Source organism: Streptomyces sp. NPDC048659, from assembly GCF_040650575.1.
GTDB lineage: Bacteria > Actinomycetota > Actinomycetes > Streptomycetales > Streptomycetaceae > Streptomyces.
The window spans coordinates 45,125-61,781 of record NZ_JBEZHM010000036.1 but is presented as its reverse complement, the minus strand read 5'-3'; the positions used below and the strand labels follow the sequence as shown (position 1 = coordinate 61,781).

General features: G+C 73.6%; 11 protein-coding genes. 8 read left to right on the top strand and 3 right to left on the bottom strand.

Translation table 11 applies throughout. The annotated features are described in order from the left end of the window. Window positions 1-107: 107 nt before the first annotated feature. Both AB0C99_RS25255 and AB0C99_RS25250 read right to left on the bottom strand, forming a co-directional pair. Entirely contained in the window at window positions 108-734 is a 627-nt protein-coding gene (locus tag AB0C99_RS25255) for a hypothetical protein (protein ID WP_362479143.1), read from the bottom strand. A gap of 222 nt (window positions 735-956) precedes the next feature. Further along, entirely contained in the window at window positions 957-3,140 is a 2,184-nt protein-coding gene (locus tag AB0C99_RS25250; RefSeq protein ID WP_362479140.1) for a RecQ family ATP-dependent DNA helicase, read from the bottom strand. Window positions 3,141-3,273: 133 nt separating this feature from the next. Between AB0C99_RS25250 and AB0C99_RS25245 the strand changes: the two genes are divergently transcribed. The 7 genes from AB0C99_RS25245 (at window position 3,274) to AB0C99_RS25215 (ending at window position 13,700) form a co-directional block, all read left to right on the top strand. Then, the gene (locus tag AB0C99_RS25245; RefSeq protein WP_362479138.1) at window positions 3,274-4,743 is read left to right on the top strand and encodes a DUF4192 domain-containing protein; all 1,470 of its coding nucleotides are present in this window, start codon (window positions 3,274-3,276) and stop codon (window positions 4,741-4,743) included. Window positions 4,744-4,975: 232 nt separating this feature from the next. Further along, entirely contained in the window at window positions 4,976-6,949 is a 1,974-nt protein-coding gene (locus AB0C99_RS25240) for a glycogen debranching N-terminal domain-containing protein (protein ID WP_362479206.1), read from the top strand. A gap of 64 nt (window positions 6,950-7,013) precedes the next feature. Next, entirely contained in the window at window positions 7,014-7,784 is a 771-nt protein-coding gene (locus AB0C99_RS25235; protein ID WP_362479135.1) for an NUDIX domain-containing protein, read from the top strand. Between the two features lie 120 nt (window positions 7,785-7,904). Beyond that, complete coding sequence (locus tag AB0C99_RS25230) at window positions 7,905-9,695, top strand: ABC transporter ATP-binding protein (protein ID WP_362479132.1); 1,791 nt, start codon at window positions 7,905-7,907, stop codon at window positions 9,693-9,695. 159 nt (window positions 9,696-9,854) lie between these two features. Continuing rightward, complete coding sequence (locus AB0C99_RS25225; protein WP_362479129.1) at window positions 9,855-10,742, top strand: FadR/GntR family transcriptional regulator; 888 nt, start codon at window positions 9,855-9,857, stop codon at window positions 10,740-10,742. A 465-nt stretch (window positions 10,743-11,207) separates the two neighbouring features. Next, window positions 11,208-12,749: an RNA polymerase sigma factor gene (locus tag AB0C99_RS25220; protein WP_362479126.1), complete on the top strand. Its 1,542-nt coding sequence runs from the start codon at window positions 11,208-11,210 to the stop codon at window positions 12,747-12,749. A gap of 132 nt (window positions 12,750-12,881) precedes the next feature. Further along, window positions 12,882-13,700 (top strand): serine protease, encoded by an 819-nt coding sequence (locus AB0C99_RS25215; protein WP_362479123.1) that lies wholly within the window; start codon window positions 12,882-12,884, stop codon window positions 13,698-13,700. A 100-nt stretch (window positions 13,701-13,800) separates the two neighbouring features. Here the strand turns inward: AB0C99_RS25215 and AB0C99_RS25210 are convergent, their stop codons facing one another. Then, window positions 13,801-14,031: a hypothetical protein gene (locus tag AB0C99_RS25210; protein WP_046910811.1), complete on the bottom strand. Its 231-nt coding sequence runs from the start codon at window positions 14,029-14,031 to the stop codon at window positions 13,801-13,803. Window positions 14,032-14,463: 432 nt separating this feature from the next. Between AB0C99_RS25210 and AB0C99_RS25205 the strand changes: the two genes are divergently transcribed. Beyond that, on the top strand, window positions 14,464-16,581 hold the full coding sequence (locus AB0C99_RS25205) for a DNA topoisomerase IV subunit B (protein ID WP_362479120.1): 2,118 nt from the start codon (window positions 14,464-14,466) through the stop codon (window positions 16,579-16,581). Window positions 16,582-16,657: the final 76 nt, after the last annotated feature.

The following is a 16,657-nucleotide window of genomic DNA, read 5'->3' as shown; positions in this document are numbered from 1 at the left end:
CGTCGTACCCCCGGAACCCGGCCGCCCCTTCAGGGACGGCCGGGTTCCGTGCGTGTCGGCGGTGACCCCGTCGGCGTCGCCGAGGGGAAGGCGGAACCGGTCGCCGCTCAGCGCGCGGCGGCCCGGCGCAGCGGCTCCGGCGCGCCGCTCGCGATGCGCGGGACGAGCCGGTCGTAGGCCGACTCCTCGCCGAGCGGCACGGGCGGCGAGTCGAAGCTCGGCTGCCGTCCGCCGCGCCCCTCGCCGAGCACCTGCCAGCCGCCCCGGGTGAGCGTGATGTACGCCCCGCAGCGCAGCCCGTGGAGCGTGCAGGCATCCCGCAGGCCCCACATCCAGGCCCCGTCCTCCTCCGTCCACCGCTCGTCGCCCTCGCGGCAGTAGAGCAGCACGGCCGTCCGGACCGGGGTGCGCCGGCGCAGATCGTGCGGGATCACCCGGCGCAGGTGGGCGAGGAGCGCGTTGCGGAACTCCCAGCCGTCCGCCGGGGCGGACCGGCGGGTGAACGAGGCGCTGGCGGCGATCCGCTCCTCATGGTCGAGGACGGCGACCACCGCGGTCGCGGGCGTCGGCAGGTGCCGGGCGTGCAGGCCGCCGACGACCTCTCGGGGGCTGCGCAGCAGCGGGATCCCCGCCGCGGCCCACTCGGCCGGTTCGAGCATCCGAGCGAGGCGACTGGCCGACCCGGACGGGGAAGCGATGGACGAGGCTGAGGACGGAGCGAATCCGAGGGTCACGGTCCTCCCTTCGGATACACGCCCGCTCGGCGGGCAGGGTCAGATAGGTGAGAGGGCGCACCACAGCACGGTCCATCCGGGCCGCGTACGGACCGTTCGGGGCGGATTCCCAATTCTTCCTGGCCCGTGCGCGGGCGGCAACGAGCAATTGACGCCGCTGACTGGAATGAACCGGAATGACTCTCATATCCCTGCCCCGTCGCCCATTGTTCACTCCCCGTTTCATCCCTGGACGGCGAGCACCAGCGGATACACCCCCTCCGCCCCCGCGCGCCGCAGCAGCCTCGCGGCCACCGCCACGGTCCAGCCGCTGTCGGCGAGGTCGTCCACCAGCAGCACCGGCCCGCCCGCCGCGGCCACGCGCTCCGCGAGATCGGCGGGGACGACCAGGGACCGCTGCAGCCCGACCACCCGCTGGGCGCTGTTGGTCCGGGAGATCCGCAGGTCGGCGGCCTCCGGCGCGTACTCCACGGTGCCGAGCAGCGGCATCCGGCCGATCTCCGAGATCCGTCGGCCCAGCGACCCCACCAGCCGCGGCTTGCGGTGCGAGGCGACCGTGACGACGCCGGCCGGCCGGGGCGGCGCGTCCGGCGCGCCCGAGGCCCAACCGCCCGGGCCCTTCGCCCAGTCGGCGAGCACCCGCACGACCGCCTGCACCACGTCGTCCGGCACCTCCCCGTCCGGGGCGCCGTCCGAGAGCATCGGCCGCAGCCGGTTGCCCCAGCCGATGTCCGAGAGCCGGCCCAGCGACCGGCCCGGGGAGGACTGCTCACCGGCCGGGATACGGCCCTTCAGATCCACGCCCACGGCGGCGAGTCCGGTCGGCCACATCTTGCGCGGCTCCACCTCGACACCGGCCCGCCGCAGCTCGCCCTGCGCCGTGTCGAGCGCCGAATCGGAGACCTTGGCGTCGAACCTGACGCCCGCGCAGTTGTCGCAGCGGCCGCACGGGGCCGCCGCCTCGTCGTCGAGCCGCCGCCGCAGGAACTCCATCCGGCAGCCGTCCGTCGTCGCGTACTCCCGCATGGCCTGCTGCTCCGCCGACCGCTGCCGCGCCACCCACGCGTACCGCTCGGTGTCGTAGACCCAGGGCTGACCCGTGCTCTCCCAGCCGCCCTTGACCCGCTTCACGGCCCCGTCCACGTCGAGGACCTTCAGCATCGTCTCCAGCCGCGTCCGGCGCAGCTCGACCAGCGGCTCCAGCGCGGGCAGCGACAGCGGGCGGCCCGCCCCCGCCAGCACGTCCAGGGTGCGCCGCACCTGCTCCTCGGGCGGGAAGGCGACCGAGGCGAAGTACTGCCAGATGGCCTCGTCCTCCTTGCCCGGGAGCAGCAGCACCTCCGCGTGCTCCACCCCGCGGCCCGCGCGTCCCACCTGCTGGTAGTACGCGATCGGGGAGGACGGCGAGCCGAGATGCACCACGAAGCCGAGGTCCGGCTTGTCGAAGCCCATGCCGAGCGCGGAGGTCGCGACCAGCGCCTTCACCCGGTTCGCCTGGAGATCGTCCTCCGCCTGCTGCCGGTCGGCGTTCTCGGTCCGCCCGGTGTACGAGGAGACCGTGTGCCCGCACGCCCGCAGATGGGCCGTGACCTCCTCCGCCGCGGCCACCGTCAGCGTGTAGACGATCCCGGAGCCGGGGAGCTCGTGGAGGTGGTCGGCCAGCCAGGCCAGCCGGTGGGCCGCGTCCGGCAGCCGCACCACGCCGAGGCTGAGGCTCTCGCGGTCCAGCGGTCCGCGCAGCACCAGCGCGTCGGTGTCCCCGCCCGTCCCCAGCTGCTCGGCGACGTCCGCCGTCACCCGCGCGTTCGCCGTCGCCGTCGTCGCGAGCACCGGCACGCCCGCGGGCAGGTCCGCGAGCATGGTGCGCAGCCTGCGGTAGTCCGGCCGGAAGTCGTGCCCCCAGTCCGAGATGCAGTGCGCCTCGTCGACCACGAGCAGACCGGTCGCGGCGGCGAGGCTCGGCAGCACCTGGTCGCGGAAGTCCGGGTTGTTGAGCCGCTCCGGGCTGACCAGCAGCACGTCCACGGAGCCGTCGGCGACCTCCCGCTGGACGGTCTCCCACTCCTCCGTGTTCGACGAGTTGATCGTGCGGGCGCGGATGCCTGCCCGCGCCGCCGCCTCGACCTGGTTGCGCATCAGGGCCAGCAGCGGCGAGACGATCACGGTCGGTCCGGCCCCGCGCTCCCGCAGCAGCGAGGTCGCCACGAAGTACACCGCGGACTTGCCCCAGCCCGTGCGCTGCACCACCAGCGCCCGGCGTCTGTCCGCGACCAGCGCCTCGATGGCCCGCCACTGGTCCTCGCGCAGCCTCGCCGCGCCCGTCGGATCGGAGACGAGACGGGCGAGCACGGCATCGGCGGCGGCACGGAGGGCGGCGCGGTCTTCGGGACGGTCTGCGTCGGTCATGCCCCCATGCAACCCGATCGGTCGGACAATCGGCGAACGGACCGTCCGACCTGTGGATAACTCGCGGCAGCGGTCACCGAGAGTTATCCACAGGGGTTTCGCGATCGGGTCGGTTCGCGGGACCGTCCTGTCCATGAACACGAACCACCACGCATCCCACGGTCCCTCCACGCCCCCGCAGATCACTCTGCGTGGCCCCGCCGAGCTGGCCGACGCCCTGCCGTTCATGCTCGGCTTCCACCCGAGCGACTCCGTCGTGCTCGTCGCGCTGCACGGAGAGCGCGGGCGCTTCGGAGGCCGGGTCAGGCTCGGCATTCCCCGCTCGCCCCACGAGTGGGCCGAGACCGCGGACCACCTGGCCGAGTGCCTCGTCGAGGGCAGCACCCGGCACGGCGACCGCCCCGACGCCATCGTCGTCTTCCTCTGCCAGGACCCCGCGCCCGGCGAGACCGGCCGGCACGTCATGGAGCGGCTCCGCCCCCTCTCCCAGCGCCTGCGTACGGCCTGCGGCGCGCTGGACGTCCCCGTCCTCGAAGCCCTCTGCGTCTCCGACGGCCTCTACTTCTCGTACTGCTGCGCCAGCGCCCACTGCTGCCCGCCCGACGGCACGCCCCTCGCCCTCTCCGGTACGACGGTGATGGCGGCGTCCGCGGCCTACGCGGGGATTCAGGTGCGCGGCTCGCTCAAGGAGATGAAGGCGCGGCTGAGGCCGAGGCCGGCCGACGACGACACGTCGCGCCCCTCGGCCCAGCGCGCGGCCCTCGGCGAGGCGGCCTTCGAGCTCGTGCCCAAGATCCTCGACGCGCCCGCCGGGCACGGCCGCACGGAGATCCGGGCGACCACGATCCGGCTCGCCCACACGCTGATCACCCGCCTCGCGGAGCCCGCCGCCCCGGACTCCGGGACGGACCGTCCGCACGACGTGCTGACCGGCCGGGCGGGCCTCACGGCGGGCCGGGGGCACCTGTCGGCCGACGCCGCCGACGATGCCCGGATCACCGAGGAGGAGGCCGCCGCGCTGATCCTCGGGCTCCAGGACAGGGACACCCGGGACCAGGCCGCCGAATGGATGGAGGGCCCCGAGGCCGACGTGGCGCTGCGGCTCTGGCGGGCCCTGTCCCGGCGCTGCGTCGCCCCCTACCAGGAGTACGCGGCGGCCCCGCTGGCCCTCGCGGGCTGGGTCGCCTGGTCCAGCGGTGACGAGCCCTCCGCCCGCGTCGCAATCAGCATGGCCCTGGAGGCCGACCCGGAGTACGTCTTCGCCCGCCTGATGCACCAGGCGTGCAACGAGGGGCTCGACCCGGAGTCGCTGCGCAGCTGCCTCCGCAAGGAGCGCGCCGACCGGGAGGCCGCCGAGCGGAAGCCGGACGGCGACGACGGCCCGGGCCGCGAGCCCTGCCCGGGCACCGGGCCGCGCGACCGCCGCAGGGTCGCCGACCGGCCCGCCGGACCCCGCTCCAGCGCCGCCGCCCCGCGGGCCGCCCGCCGTGGCGGAGCCGGCCGCGCGCCCGGCGCGGGCGGTGCGGCCCGGCGCGGGGCGACGGCCCCCAGGACCGTGGTGCTCCGCCGCACCGGGCGCCGCGGGACGAGGAGCGGCGGATGAGGCCCGTGACCCCGCGGGCCGCGGCGGCGTTCACCTGTGTGGCGGTTCCGCGCGAGCCGGACCGCCGCCCCACTGCCGGAAGCGCGGACCGATCGAGCGGCTCCCGGCGCACCCGCCGCCCGGACCGGCCCAGCCGCCCGGACCGCACAGAGAGCACCACGCACCCGTCATGGCCCCCAGCTCCGCCCAGGCCCCCGGACCCACCGCCGGACCCCCGTCCCCCGTCGGAGCCATGGGGGCGAGCCGCCCCGGTGACCTGCCCGCCGTGCACGACGCCCTCGTCTGCGTCGCCCTGCCCGCGCTCTCCGTCAGCCCCCGGCAGGCCCAGCTCACCGGCGCCGGCCTCGAAGGGGTCTACCTCTCCGGACGCAGGCTCCTCTCCCGCTGCGTCCTGCGGATCGCGGGCCGCGAACCCGTCCCGCTCCAGGGCCGCGCGAGCGCGGCGGACCGCGCCGACTTCCTCGGCGTCGTGCGCACGCCCGGCGACATCGGACCCGACCCCGGCCTCACCGTCGAACGCTCCCGGGAGGCCGACGGCACCGAGCGGATCACCCTGCGCAGCTCCGCCCCCCGCACCGTGCGGCTCCCCGTGGAGATCGCTCTGGGCACGGATCTCGCGGACCTGGGCGCGGTGGCGGCCGGACGCCCGGGGCCCGAGCTACGGGCCAGCGTCCACGGCACCGGGCTGCGCTGGACCGGCACCGACGGAAGCGCCGTGGCGGTCACGGCGGACCCGCCGCCCAGCGACGCCCTCGCCGCCGCCGGCCTGCTCCGCTGGGAGGCCGAGCTCACCCCCGGGGACGGCTTCGTCCTCACCCTCCGGGTCCGCGGCGAGCGGATCACCCGTCAGCCGGGCGGCGGCGCCGGCCGACCCGGCGGCCACATCCTCGCCGACGCCACCGCCGAGGGGGACGACCCCCGTCTCGGAGAGCTGCTGCGCACCTCCCTCGCCGACCTGCGCGCCCTGCTCCAGCGCGACCCGGTCCACCCCGTCGACGTCCACCTCGCCGCCGGAGTGCCCTGGCGCTGCGGGCCCGTCACCGCGGAGGCGCTGTGGGCGGCCCGCATGGCCCTCCCGCTCGGCACACGCCTCGCCGCCACCACCCTCCGCGCCCTCGCCCGCACCCAGATCCAGGGGGCCGGGCCCGAATCCGGCCGCGTCTCCGGGCCGCTGCGGGACGCGGGCCCCCATCTACCGCCCCGCTGCACCGGCGTCGAGGCCACCCTCGCCTTCCCCGCCGTGCTCGCCGAGGCCCGGCGCTGGGGACTGCCCGAGCAGGACCTCGCCGAGCTCATGCCGGCCGCCGAGCGCTGCCTGGAGTGGCTGCGGGCGTCCCTCGACGACAGCGGCTTCGTGCGGGAGTCGGGGCCCGCCGGTCCGGTCCGGGCCGAGACCCAGGCCCACGCGCACCGCGCCGCCGTCCTCGGCGCCGACCTCCTCGACGCCTGCGCGCGGCCCGGCGGGGATGCCTGGCGGGAGTGGGCGCGGGCCCTGCGCGACCGGTTCCGCGACCGGTTCTGGATCGACGACCCCACCGGCGGACGCCCGGCGCTCGCCCGCACCCCCGATGGCTGCCGACTGCCGTACTTCGGCGGCTGGGCGGCGCATCTCCTCGACACCGGGCTCACCGCCTCCGGACGGTACGCGCCAGGTCTGCTCGACAAGAGCCAGACGGAGCGGCTCGCCCGGCTGCTCACCGCTCCGGGGGCGGACTCCGGCTGGGGACTGCGGGGCCTCGGCACGAAGGAGCCGGGCTACAACCCCCTCGGGCACCGCTCCGGAGCGGTGCGGACCCACGAGACCGCGGTGGCCGTCGCCGGGCTCTCCGCGGCGGGGTACGAGGCCGAGTCGGCCGCGCTGCTGCGCGGGATCCTCGACGCGTCGGCCGCCTTCGGGCACCGGCTCCCCGAGATGTACGCGGGGGAGCGGCGGACGTCCGGCTCGCTGCCCGTGCCGCACCCGGCCGCCTGCCGGCCCGCGGCCGTGGCGGCGGCCGCCGGGGTCCAGCTGCTGGCCGTGCTGGTCGGCGTCCGGCCCGACGCCCCCGGCCGCACGGTCGCCCTGCACCCGCTCCGCTCGGCCCCGCTCGGCGAAGTCCGGCTGTCGGGGCTCCTCGTCGACGGCGAGCCCTTCGCCGCGCGGGTCGGGAGGCTCGGCCTCGGGATGGTCGAGGAGGCCGCGCCGGGCCTCCAGCTGGGGGTGTGAAGAAGTGGAAGGCGATCCTTCCCGCGGGCGTGTTTATCGTCAGGGAGACGACTATGATCGCGGCATGCCTCCCTACGACCCGTCGGCCTTTCCGCCCTTCGCTGTCACCGTCGACCTGGTCGTGCTCACCGTGCGGCGCCACGCCCTGTGCGCGCTGGTCGTGAAACGGGGCGAGCAGCCGTTCCAGGGGCGGTGGGCGCTGCCCGGCGGCTTCGTCCGGGCCGACGAGGACCTCGACGGCGCCGCCGCGCGCGAGCTGGTCGAGGAGACCGGGCTGTGCGTGCACGACCCGGGCGACCCCGGGCCCGTACCGGGGACCGGGGCGCATCTGGAGCAGCTCGCCACCTACGGGGCGCCCGACCGGGACCCGCGGATGCGGGTGGTCAGCGTGGCGCACCTGGCCCTGGCCCCGGACCTTCCGGCGCCCCGCGCGGGCGGCGACGCCAACAGCGCGCGCTGGGCACCCGTCGAGGAGCTGCTGGGCCTGGAGGCGGCCGGCGCGCACGAGGACGGGCAGCCCGAGGCGCTGGCCTTCGACCACGCCCGGATCCTCGCCGACGGCGTGGAGCGCGCCCGCTCCAAGATCGAGTACTCCTCGCTGGCCACGGCGTTCTGCCCGCCCGAGTTCACGGTCGGCGAGCTCCGCCGGGTCTACGAGGCGGTGTGGGGGGTCGCGCTCGACCCGCGCAACTTCCACCGGAAGGTGACCGGCACGCCCGGCTTCCTCGTACCGGCCGGTGGCACCACGACCCGTCAGGGCGGCCGTCCCGCCCAGCTGTTCCGCGCTGGTGGGGCCACCCTGCTGAACCCGCCGATGCTCCGCCCGGAGGTCTGACCCGCGGTCTTCCGGCGGCCTCGCGCCGCCAACCCTGCGCCAAAAGTCCGAAATGTGGCGTTATCTTGCTGGGACAGCCGCCCTGCCGCGGAGCGGTCTCACCTACCCGCGAGAGAAGCGATGCTCCAGGCCATCGGACTCACCAGCACCCCCCGCCGGGACCGCCCGGCCGCCGTGGACGACCTCACCTTCGAGGCCCGGCCGGGCGCCGTCACCGCCCTGCTCGGACCCGCGGGCTCCGGCAAGACCACCGCCCTGCGCCTCATGCTCCAGCTCGAACCGGGCCGTGGCGTCACCTACTTCCGGGGCCGGCCGCTGCACCGGGTCGCCCACCCGGCCCGCGAGGTGGGCGTGCTGCTCGGCGACGTCCCCGGCCACCCCTCCCGCACCCTGCGCAGCCAGCTCAGGATGCTCTCCGCCGCCGCCGGGGTGTCCAGTGCCCGGGCCGACGACCTCCTCCGGGCCGTGGGCCTCACCGGCGTCCACGACCAGCGCATCGGCACCCTCTCCCTCGCCATGGACCGCCGACTCGGCCTCGCGTCGGCCCTGTTGGGCGACCCCCACGCCCTGCTCCTCGACGAGCCTGCCGCCGGACTCTCCGTACGCGAGAGCGGCTGGCTGTACGCATTGTTGCGCGCCCACGCCGACGAGGGCGGCACCGTGCTCTACACCACCGCCGATCCCAAGGACGCGGCCCGCAACGCCGACCGGGTCCTCGCGCTCGACCGCGGCAGGCTCGCCGCCGACCAGGACGCCGCCGACTTCACCCGCACCCGGCTGCGCCCCCGGGTCGCCGTCCGCACCCCCCACGCCGCCCGGCTCGCCGCCGCGCTCACCCAGGAGTCCCGCGCCGCCCGCCGCCCCGTCGAGGTGGTCACGGACGGCGGGAACCGGCTCTCCGTCTACGGCAGCGACTGTGCCACCGTCGGCGAGAGCGCCTTCCGCAACGGTGTCCTGGTCCACCGGCTCACCGAGGAGACCGGCGACGACGGCCGGGCGCCGGCCGGGGACCATCCGGCAACCGGCGCCCACTCCGTCGCCGACGCCCCGACGCCCGCCGCCGCCCCGGGCACCCCCACCGGCGGTGCCGACACCGCCGCCGCACCCGCCTCCGCCGGGCGGACGCACCGCGTCCGGAGCCGTTCGCCCCTGCGCCCCCTGCGCTACGAGGTGCGGCGGCTGGTCGGGGTACCGTCCACCTTTCTCGTCGCCGGAGCGGTCCTGCTCGTCTCCGTGGCGCTCTCCGTGCTGCTCGCCCGCAGCGGGCGGACCCCGCTGCCCGCCGTACTGGCCGGGTGGCCCGGGATCTCGCCGCTGCCGCCCGCCGCCCTCGGGGCCGGGCTGCTCGGCGCCTTCGCCTTCGCCGAGGAGTACCGCTACCCGGCGCTCACCACCGGGCGCGGGGTCGTACCGCGCCGCCTCGGCCTGCTCCTCGCCAAGCTCGCCGTCGCGGCGGGCGTCGGCGCGGCCCTCGCGCTCCTCGTCGTCGTCGCCGACCTGGAGGCCCTGCGCCTCGTCTACGGCGGCGAGTTGATCCCCGTACCGGAGAACTGGGCCACTCTGTGCGCGAATTGGTTCGGGCTCGTGATCGGCTGTGCCTGGGCGGGGGTGCTCGGCGCCGGTGTCTTCCGGGCGGCGGCGGCAGGGGTCGCCGCCGTCCTCGCCGTACCCGTGCTCCTCGCCCCGCCGCTGCGGACCGCCCTCGCGGGGGCCTCCGGCCGCTCGGTGGCGGGACTCCCGGCCCGGCTGCGCGAGTTCGCGAGCGTCGAGTGGTCCTCGGCCGCCGACCGCTGGGTTATGGGGGCGCTGCGCGTGGTCGGACAGCCCGTGGGGATGGCGTTCGCGATGACATTGACGGTCCTGCTCTGCGCCTATGTGCTCACCGGCCTTCGCGGTAGAGCCCGTTGGTGATCATGTTTGGACCGAAATCGTTCGCTTGGCGTCAACTCCCTTGAAAAGCGCCCTTTATGTCCGTTTAATCGTCAATTGTGTAAGGAGCGCCGATCACCCTTTCGTGTGCTTTTCACCAAAGACCTCAAGGGGCACGAGGGGAGCGCCGACAAAGGATGCGTGAGTACCCTTGCGCACACGATGATGACCGCCGCCCGTTCCGTCGAGTCCGGCCTCGGCGCCCCGGGCGATCTCGACCGCTACCCCTACGCGGAGGCGCCCGGCGCCGACCGCGTCGGACCGCCCGCCTGGGAGGGCGCGGACTCCGACCTGGGCCGCGTCGGCCGCCGCACCGCCGGCAATCGTGGCCGCGGACTGCACGGGCAGCTCGTCCAGCAGCTCGGCCAGATGATCGTCTCGGGCGACCTCGGCGCCGACCGCCCCCTCGTGCCGGAGGAGATCGGGCAGCGCTTCGAGGTGTCGCGCACGGTCGTCCGCGAGTCGCTGCGCGTGCTGGAGGCCAAGGGCCTCGTCAGCGCCCGGCCCAACGTCGGCACCCGGGTCCGTCCGGTCAGCGACTGGAACCTCCTCGACCCCGACATCATCGAGTGGCGCGCCTTCGGCCCGCAGCGCGACGACCAGCGCCGCGAGCTGAACGAGCTGCGCTGGATCATCGAGCCCCTCGCCGCCCGGCTCGCGGCCGGCCACGGCCGGGAGGACGTCCAGCAGCGCCTCGCCGACATGGTCGAGATCATGGGGCACGCCTACGCCCAGGGCGACGGCATCACCTTCTCCCGCGCGGACGCCGAATTCCACGCCCTGCTGATCCAGCTCGCCGGCAACCGGATGCTGGAGCACCTGTCCGGCATCGTCGGTGCCGCGCTCCAGGTGTCCGGCGGCCCCGCCACCGGCTGCGACCGCCCCGGCGAGGCGTGCCTCGCGCACCACGCGCGGATCGTCGACGCCCTCGCCGCCGGGGACGCCCACGGCGCCGAGGCGGCCATGCGCCAGCTGCTGACCGTCCACCCCGAGGTGGAGCGTGTGGTCCCGGCCCCCCGCGAGCACTGACGCCCGCGCGCGCCGCCGCGGCCGGGGCGCGGTGGAAGGCCCCGCCGGGCGCCGCCGGACCCGAGCGGAGCCCGGGAGCGGACGGCGGTCCCCGGCCGCGCCCGGGTCCGGCGGCCCGTAGGCGCGGGCGGGCGGATCGCGCCGAACGGGTCGATCGCGCCGAGTCATGGTGATCACGAAGAAGCAGCCGATCGAGCTGATCGCGTCACCTTCCGACCCTTTCGTTCAATAATGGGCGTGAATGGGGTGTGACTCGGGCCACGTGGATTGGGCGTAACACTCCTCGAAGCCGCGCGATGACCTAAGAGGTGACAGCCGAGGAAGGAATACAGCAGCCGCTGAGGGCGCTGTGCAGTTCCCCGGTCCAGCCCGCGCCGTCGGCACATTCCCGGCCGACGGTCGTCGGCTCCAGCCTGATCCAGGGCGGGGCCGGAAGCCGTTTTCCATCGTTCCGAGAGGTTGTTCGTGTCGGCCAGCACATCCCGTACGCTCCCGCCGGAGATCGCCGAGTCCGAGTCTGTGATGGCGCTCATCGAGCGGGGAAAGGCTGATGGGCAGATCGCCGGCGATGACGTGCGTCGGGCCTTCGAGGCTGACCAGATTCCGCCAACCCAGTGGAAGAATGTTCTGCGCAGCCTCAATCAGATCCTCGAGGAAGAGGGTGTGACGCTGATGGTCAGTGCAGCGGAGTCGCCGAAGCGCGCCCGCAAGAGCGTCGCTGCGAAGAGCCCGGCCAAGCGCACCGCCACCAAGACCGTCACCGCCAGGACGACGACCGTGACGAAGACCGTCGCCGCCTCCGCGGCCGCGACGGCCGAGGGCGCGGACCCGTCCGACGAGGCGGGCGCGCCCGCGAAGAAGGCCGCCGCCAAGAAGACCGTCGCCAAGAAGACGGTGGCCAAGAAGGCCGTCGCCAAGAAGACGGCCGCCAAGAAGACGTCCAAGAAGGACGACGAAGAGCTGCTCGAGGGCGAGGAGCTGCTCGAGGACGTCGCGCCCGGCAAGGACGAGGAAGAGACCGAGGGCGAGAGCAAGGGCTTCGTCCTGTCCGACGAGGACGAGGACGACGCGCCCGCGCAGCAGGTGGCCGTCGCCGGTGCCACCGCGGACCCGGTCAAGGACTACCTGAAGCAGATCGGCAAGGTCCCGCTGCTCAACGCCGAGCAGGAGGTCGAGCTCGCCAAGCGCATCGAGGCCGGTCTGTTCGCCGAGGACAAGCTGGCCAACTCCGACAAGCTCGCTCCCAAGCTCAAGCGCGAGCTGGAGATCATCGCCGAGGACGGCCGCCGCGCCAAGAACCACCTCCTGGAGGCCAACCTCCGTCTGGTGGTCTCCCTGGCCAAGCGCTACACCGGCCGCGGCATGCTCTTCCTGGACCTGATCCAGGAGGGCAACCTCGGTCTGATCCGCGCGGTCGAGAAGTTCGACTACACCAAGGGCTACAAGTTCTCCACGTACGCCACCTGGTGGATCCGGCAGGCGATCACCCGCGCCATGGCCGACCAGGCCCGCACCATCCGTATCCCGGTGCACATGGTCGAGGTCATCAACAAGCTCGCCCGCGTGCAGCGCCAGATGCTCCAGGACCTGGGCCGCGAGCCCACCCCGGAGGAGCTGGCCAAGGAACTCGACATGACCCCGGAGAAGGTCATCGAGGTCCAGAAGTACGGCCGCGAGCCCATCTCGCTGCACACCCCGCTCGGTGAGGACGGTGACAGCGAGTTCGGTGACCTCATCGAGGACTCCGAGGCCGTCGTCCCGGCCGACGCGGTCAGCTTCACGCTCCTCCAGGAGCAGCTGCACTCCGTCCTCGACACGCTCTCCGAGCGTGAGGCCGGTGTCGTCTCGATGCGCTTCGGTCTCACCGACGGGCAGCCGAAGACGCTGGACGAGATCGGCAAGGTCTACGGCGTGACGCGCGAGCGCATCCGCCAGATCGAGTCCAAGACCATGTCGAAGCTGCGTCACCCGTCGCGTTCGCAGGTGCTGCGCGACTACCTCGACTGATCCACGGCATCGGCGTACGAAGGGCCCGGTTCCCCCGGAAGGGGGCCGGGCCCTTCGCCGTCCGCGCGTGCGGCGAAGGCGGGTGTGGACGACTCTGGGTGAACCGACATCACCGGAGAGTCAGGAGACTTCATGCGTCGTTCCATCGCCCGAGCGCTGACGGGTGCCCTGGGCCTGATCGCGGCGGCGGCGCCGCCCCTCGCCACGGCGGCGCCCGCCGCCGCGGACAGCGTCGTGGTCGGCGGTCAGCCGGCCAGGATCACCGACGCGCCCTGGGTCGTGGCGCTCTCCAGCCGTGACCGGTTCGGGGGTACGCGCGCGGGGCAGTTCTGCGGCGGGGTGGTCGTCGCGCCGACCAAGGTGCTCACGGCGGCCCACTGCCTGGGCCGGGAGGCCCTCGGCGGCGAGCCGTGGCAAGTGCGCGACTTCAAGGTCATCGCCGGCCGCACCTCGCTGCGCGGCCAGGGCGGACAGGAGGTCCGGGTCGCCGGGACCTGGGTGAACCCGGACTACGACCCGCGGACCAACTCGGGCGACATCGGCGTGCTCACCCTGGAGCGGGCGCTGCCCGCCTCGTACGTGATCGCGGTGGCGGCTCCGGGCGACTCCGCGCTCGGCCCGGGGACCCCCGCCGACGTGTACGGCTGGGGCGACACGACCGGGAACGGCTCCTACGCGATGTCGCTGCGCTCGGCGCGGGTCCAGGTGCTCCCGGACGCGGCCTGCGAGCGGGCGTACCCGGGCGGTGCGGGTGTCGCGTACCGCGGCGACACGATGCTGTGCGCGGGGGACCCGCAGGGGGGCAGGGACGCCTGCCAGGGGGACAGCGGCGGGCCGCTGGTGGCCCAGGGCCGGCTCATCGGCCTGGTGTCCTGGGGGAGCGGCTGCGGCCAGGCGGAGAACCCCGGGGTCTACACCCGGGTCCCGGCGGTGCTGCCGCAGCGCCTCTGAGGGCATGAGAACGGGCGGCCACCCCCCTTGTGCCTCGGGGATGGCCGCCCGTCGGCCGGTCGTCAGGAACCGGCGCCACGCTCGTCGTGGATGAGAAGCGTCAGTGCTCGTCGCCCATCGTGCGGGCCGGCACGTCGGTGAGCCGGTCCGTCTCGTCCTGTATCTCTGCGGCGATCTTCTTGAGTTCCGGCTCGAACTTGCGTCCGTGGTGGGCGCAGAAGAGCAAGTCACCGCCGCTCGTCAGCACGACACGCAGGTATGCCTGGGCGCCGCAGCGGTCGCAGCGGTCAGCGGCCGTCAGGGGGCTCGCGGGGGTCAGAACAGTAGTCACGTCGCCTCTTCTCTAGCTCGACGAGCTGTCGTACCAGGGTCAACATCCAACCAGGCCGAAAACGTTCCCGCTCGTGGCTTTTCCTCGAAACTTCTTCCCAAGGTGGCTGTCTGCTGCCGGTTGGCGGCGAATGAGCCGTATTGCTTCGCTCTACGGGTTTCGCATTGCTGTGTGTGGTCGCATCCTCCCGGCGGGTTGCCGGTTGTTCATGAGGACGTGCCCGAACCCTAAATGGTTCATGCCTGGAAGGGAACGTGATGTTCGCGTCACCCCATCGAGGGATCGAACATCCATGCGACCCTGGACTAGCATGAGGAATCAGGTGGGTGGCGTTACAACGGCTCTACCAGGCATCGGTACCCTCTGACCGGTGACCGAGGCCGGGCCCTACCCCACCGGGCCAGATTTCAAATTCAGCGAGGAGCGAACCGCGTGACCGCCGAGACGTCCGTGCCGTCCAGTGCGCTGCTGACCGCAGACCGTGACGGTTCCAACTACACCGCGCGGCACCTGCTCGTCCTGGAGGGGCTCGAAGCCGTTCGCAAGCGACCCGGCATGTACATCGGGTCCACCGACAGCCGTGGCCTGATGCACTGCCTCTGGGAGATCATCGACAACTCCGTCGACGAGGCCCTCGGCGGCTACTGCGACCACATCGACGTCATCCTCCACGAGGACGGCTCCGTCGAGGTCCGGGACAACGGGCGCGGCATCCCCGTCGACATCGAGCCCAAGACCGGGCTCTCCGGCGTCGAGGTCGTCATGACCAAGCTGCACGCCGGCGGAAAGTTCGGCGGCGGCTCGTACGCCGCCTCCGGCGGTCTGCACGGCGTCGGCGCCTCCGTGGTGAACGCCCTCTCCGCGCGGCTCGACGTCGAGGTCGACCGCAACGGCGCCACGCACGCCGTCAGCTTCCGCCGCGGCGTCCCCGGCATGTTCACCGAGCAGGGCCCCGACAGCCCCTTCGACCCGTCCGGCGGGCTGATCAAGGGCAAGCGCGTCCCCAAGACCCGCACCGGCACCCGTATCCGCTACTGGGCCGACCGCCAGATCTTCCTCAAGGACGCCAAGCTCTCCCTGGAGACGCTGCACCAGCGCGCCCGGCAGACCGCCTTCCTCGTGCCCGGCCTCACCCTCGTCGTCCGCGACGAGCGCGACCTGGAGGGCGTGGGCAAGAGCGAGGAGACGTTCCGCTTCGACGGCGGCATCAGCGAGTTCTGCGAGTTCCTCGCCCAGGACAAGGCCGTCTGCGATGTGCTGCGCCTCACCGGCCAGGGCACCTTCAAGGAGACCGTCCCGGTCCTCGACGACCGCGGCCACATGACCCCCACCGAGGTCACCCGCGAGCTGGGCGTCGACGTCGCCCTGCGCTGGGGCACCGGCTACGACACGACGATCAAGTCCTTCGTCAACATCATCGCCACCCCCAAGGGCGGCACCCACCTCTCCGGTTTCGAGCAGGCGATCACCAAGACGGTGAACGAGGTGCTGCGCTCCGCCAAGCTGCTGCGCGTCGCCGAGGACGACATCGTCAAGGACGACGCCCTGGAGGGCATCACCGCGGTCGTCACCGTCCGCCTCGCCGAGCCGCAGTTCGAGGGCCAGACCAAGGAGGTCCTCGGCACCTCCGCGGCCCGCCGGATCGTCGCCAACGTGGTCGCCAAGGAGCTCAAGGCGTTCCTGACCTCCACCCGGCGCGACGCCAAGGCCCAGGCCCGCGCGGTGCTGGAGAAGGCCGTCGCCGCCGCCCGTACCCGGATCGCGGCCCGCCAGCACAAGGAGGCCCAGCGCCGCAAGACCGCGCTGGAGACCTCCTCGCTGCCCGCCAAGCTGGCCGACTGCCGCAGCGACGACGTCGAGCGCAGCGAGCTCTTCATCGTCGAGGGTGACTCCGCCCTCGGCACCGCCAAGCTGGCGCGGAACAGCGAGTTCCAGGCGCTGCTCCCGATCCGGGGCAAGATCCTCAACGTCCAGAAGTCCTCCGTCTCGGACATGCTCAAGAACGCCGAGTGCGGGGCGATCATCCAGGTCATAGGGGCGGGCTCGGGCCGCACCTTCGACATCGACGCCGCCCGCTACGGCAAGATCGTCCTCCTGGTCGACGCCGACGTCGACGGCGCGCACATCCGCTGCCTGCTGCTGACCCTCTTCCAGCGCTACATGCGTCCCATGGTCGAGGCCGGCCGGGTCTTCGCCGCCGTGCCGCCGCTGCACCGCATCGAGCTGATCCAGCCGAAGAAGGGCCAGGACAAGTACGTCTACACGTACTCGGACGGCGAGCTGCGCCAGACGCTCCTGGAGTTCCAGCGCAAGAACGTCCGCTACAAGGACTCCATCCAGCGCTACAAGGGCCTCGGCGAGATGGACGCGGACCAGCTGGCGGAGACCACGATGGACCCCCGCCACCGCACCCTGCGCCGGATCAACATCGGCGACCTGGACTCGGCCGAGCAGGTCTTCGACCTCCTCATGGGCAACGACGTGGCTCCCCGCAAGGAGTTCATCACGAGCTCCGCGGCGACCCTCGACCGCTCGCGCATCGACGCCTGACGCCCGCCCGGGCACCACCGGCCGGTCCGTCCGATATGCCTATCGGACGGACCGGTCAGGCGCATCGGGGGATCCG

Coding starts and splice junctions, on each gene's coding strand:
- AB0C99_RS25230 (WP_362479132.1), top strand. CDS start 7,905: ATGCTCCAGGCCATCGGACTCACCAGCACCCCCCGCCGGGACCGCCCG.
- AB0C99_RS25250 (WP_362479140.1), bottom strand. CDS start 3,140: ATGACCGACGCAGACCGTCCCGAAGACCGCGCCGCCCTCCGTGCCGCC.
- AB0C99_RS25215 (WP_362479123.1), top strand. CDS start 12,882: ATGCGTCGTTCCATCGCCCGAGCGCTGACGGGTGCCCTGGGCCTGATC.
- AB0C99_RS25235 (WP_362479135.1), top strand. CDS start 7,014: ATGCCTCCCTACGACCCGTCGGCCTTTCCGCCCTTCGCTGTCACCGTC.
- AB0C99_RS25240 (WP_362479206.1), top strand. CDS start 4,976: ATGGGGGCGAGCCGCCCCGGTGACCTGCCCGCCGTGCACGACGCCCTC.
- AB0C99_RS25245 (WP_362479138.1), top strand. CDS start 3,274: ATGAACACGAACCACCACGCATCCCACGGTCCCTCCACGCCCCCGCAG.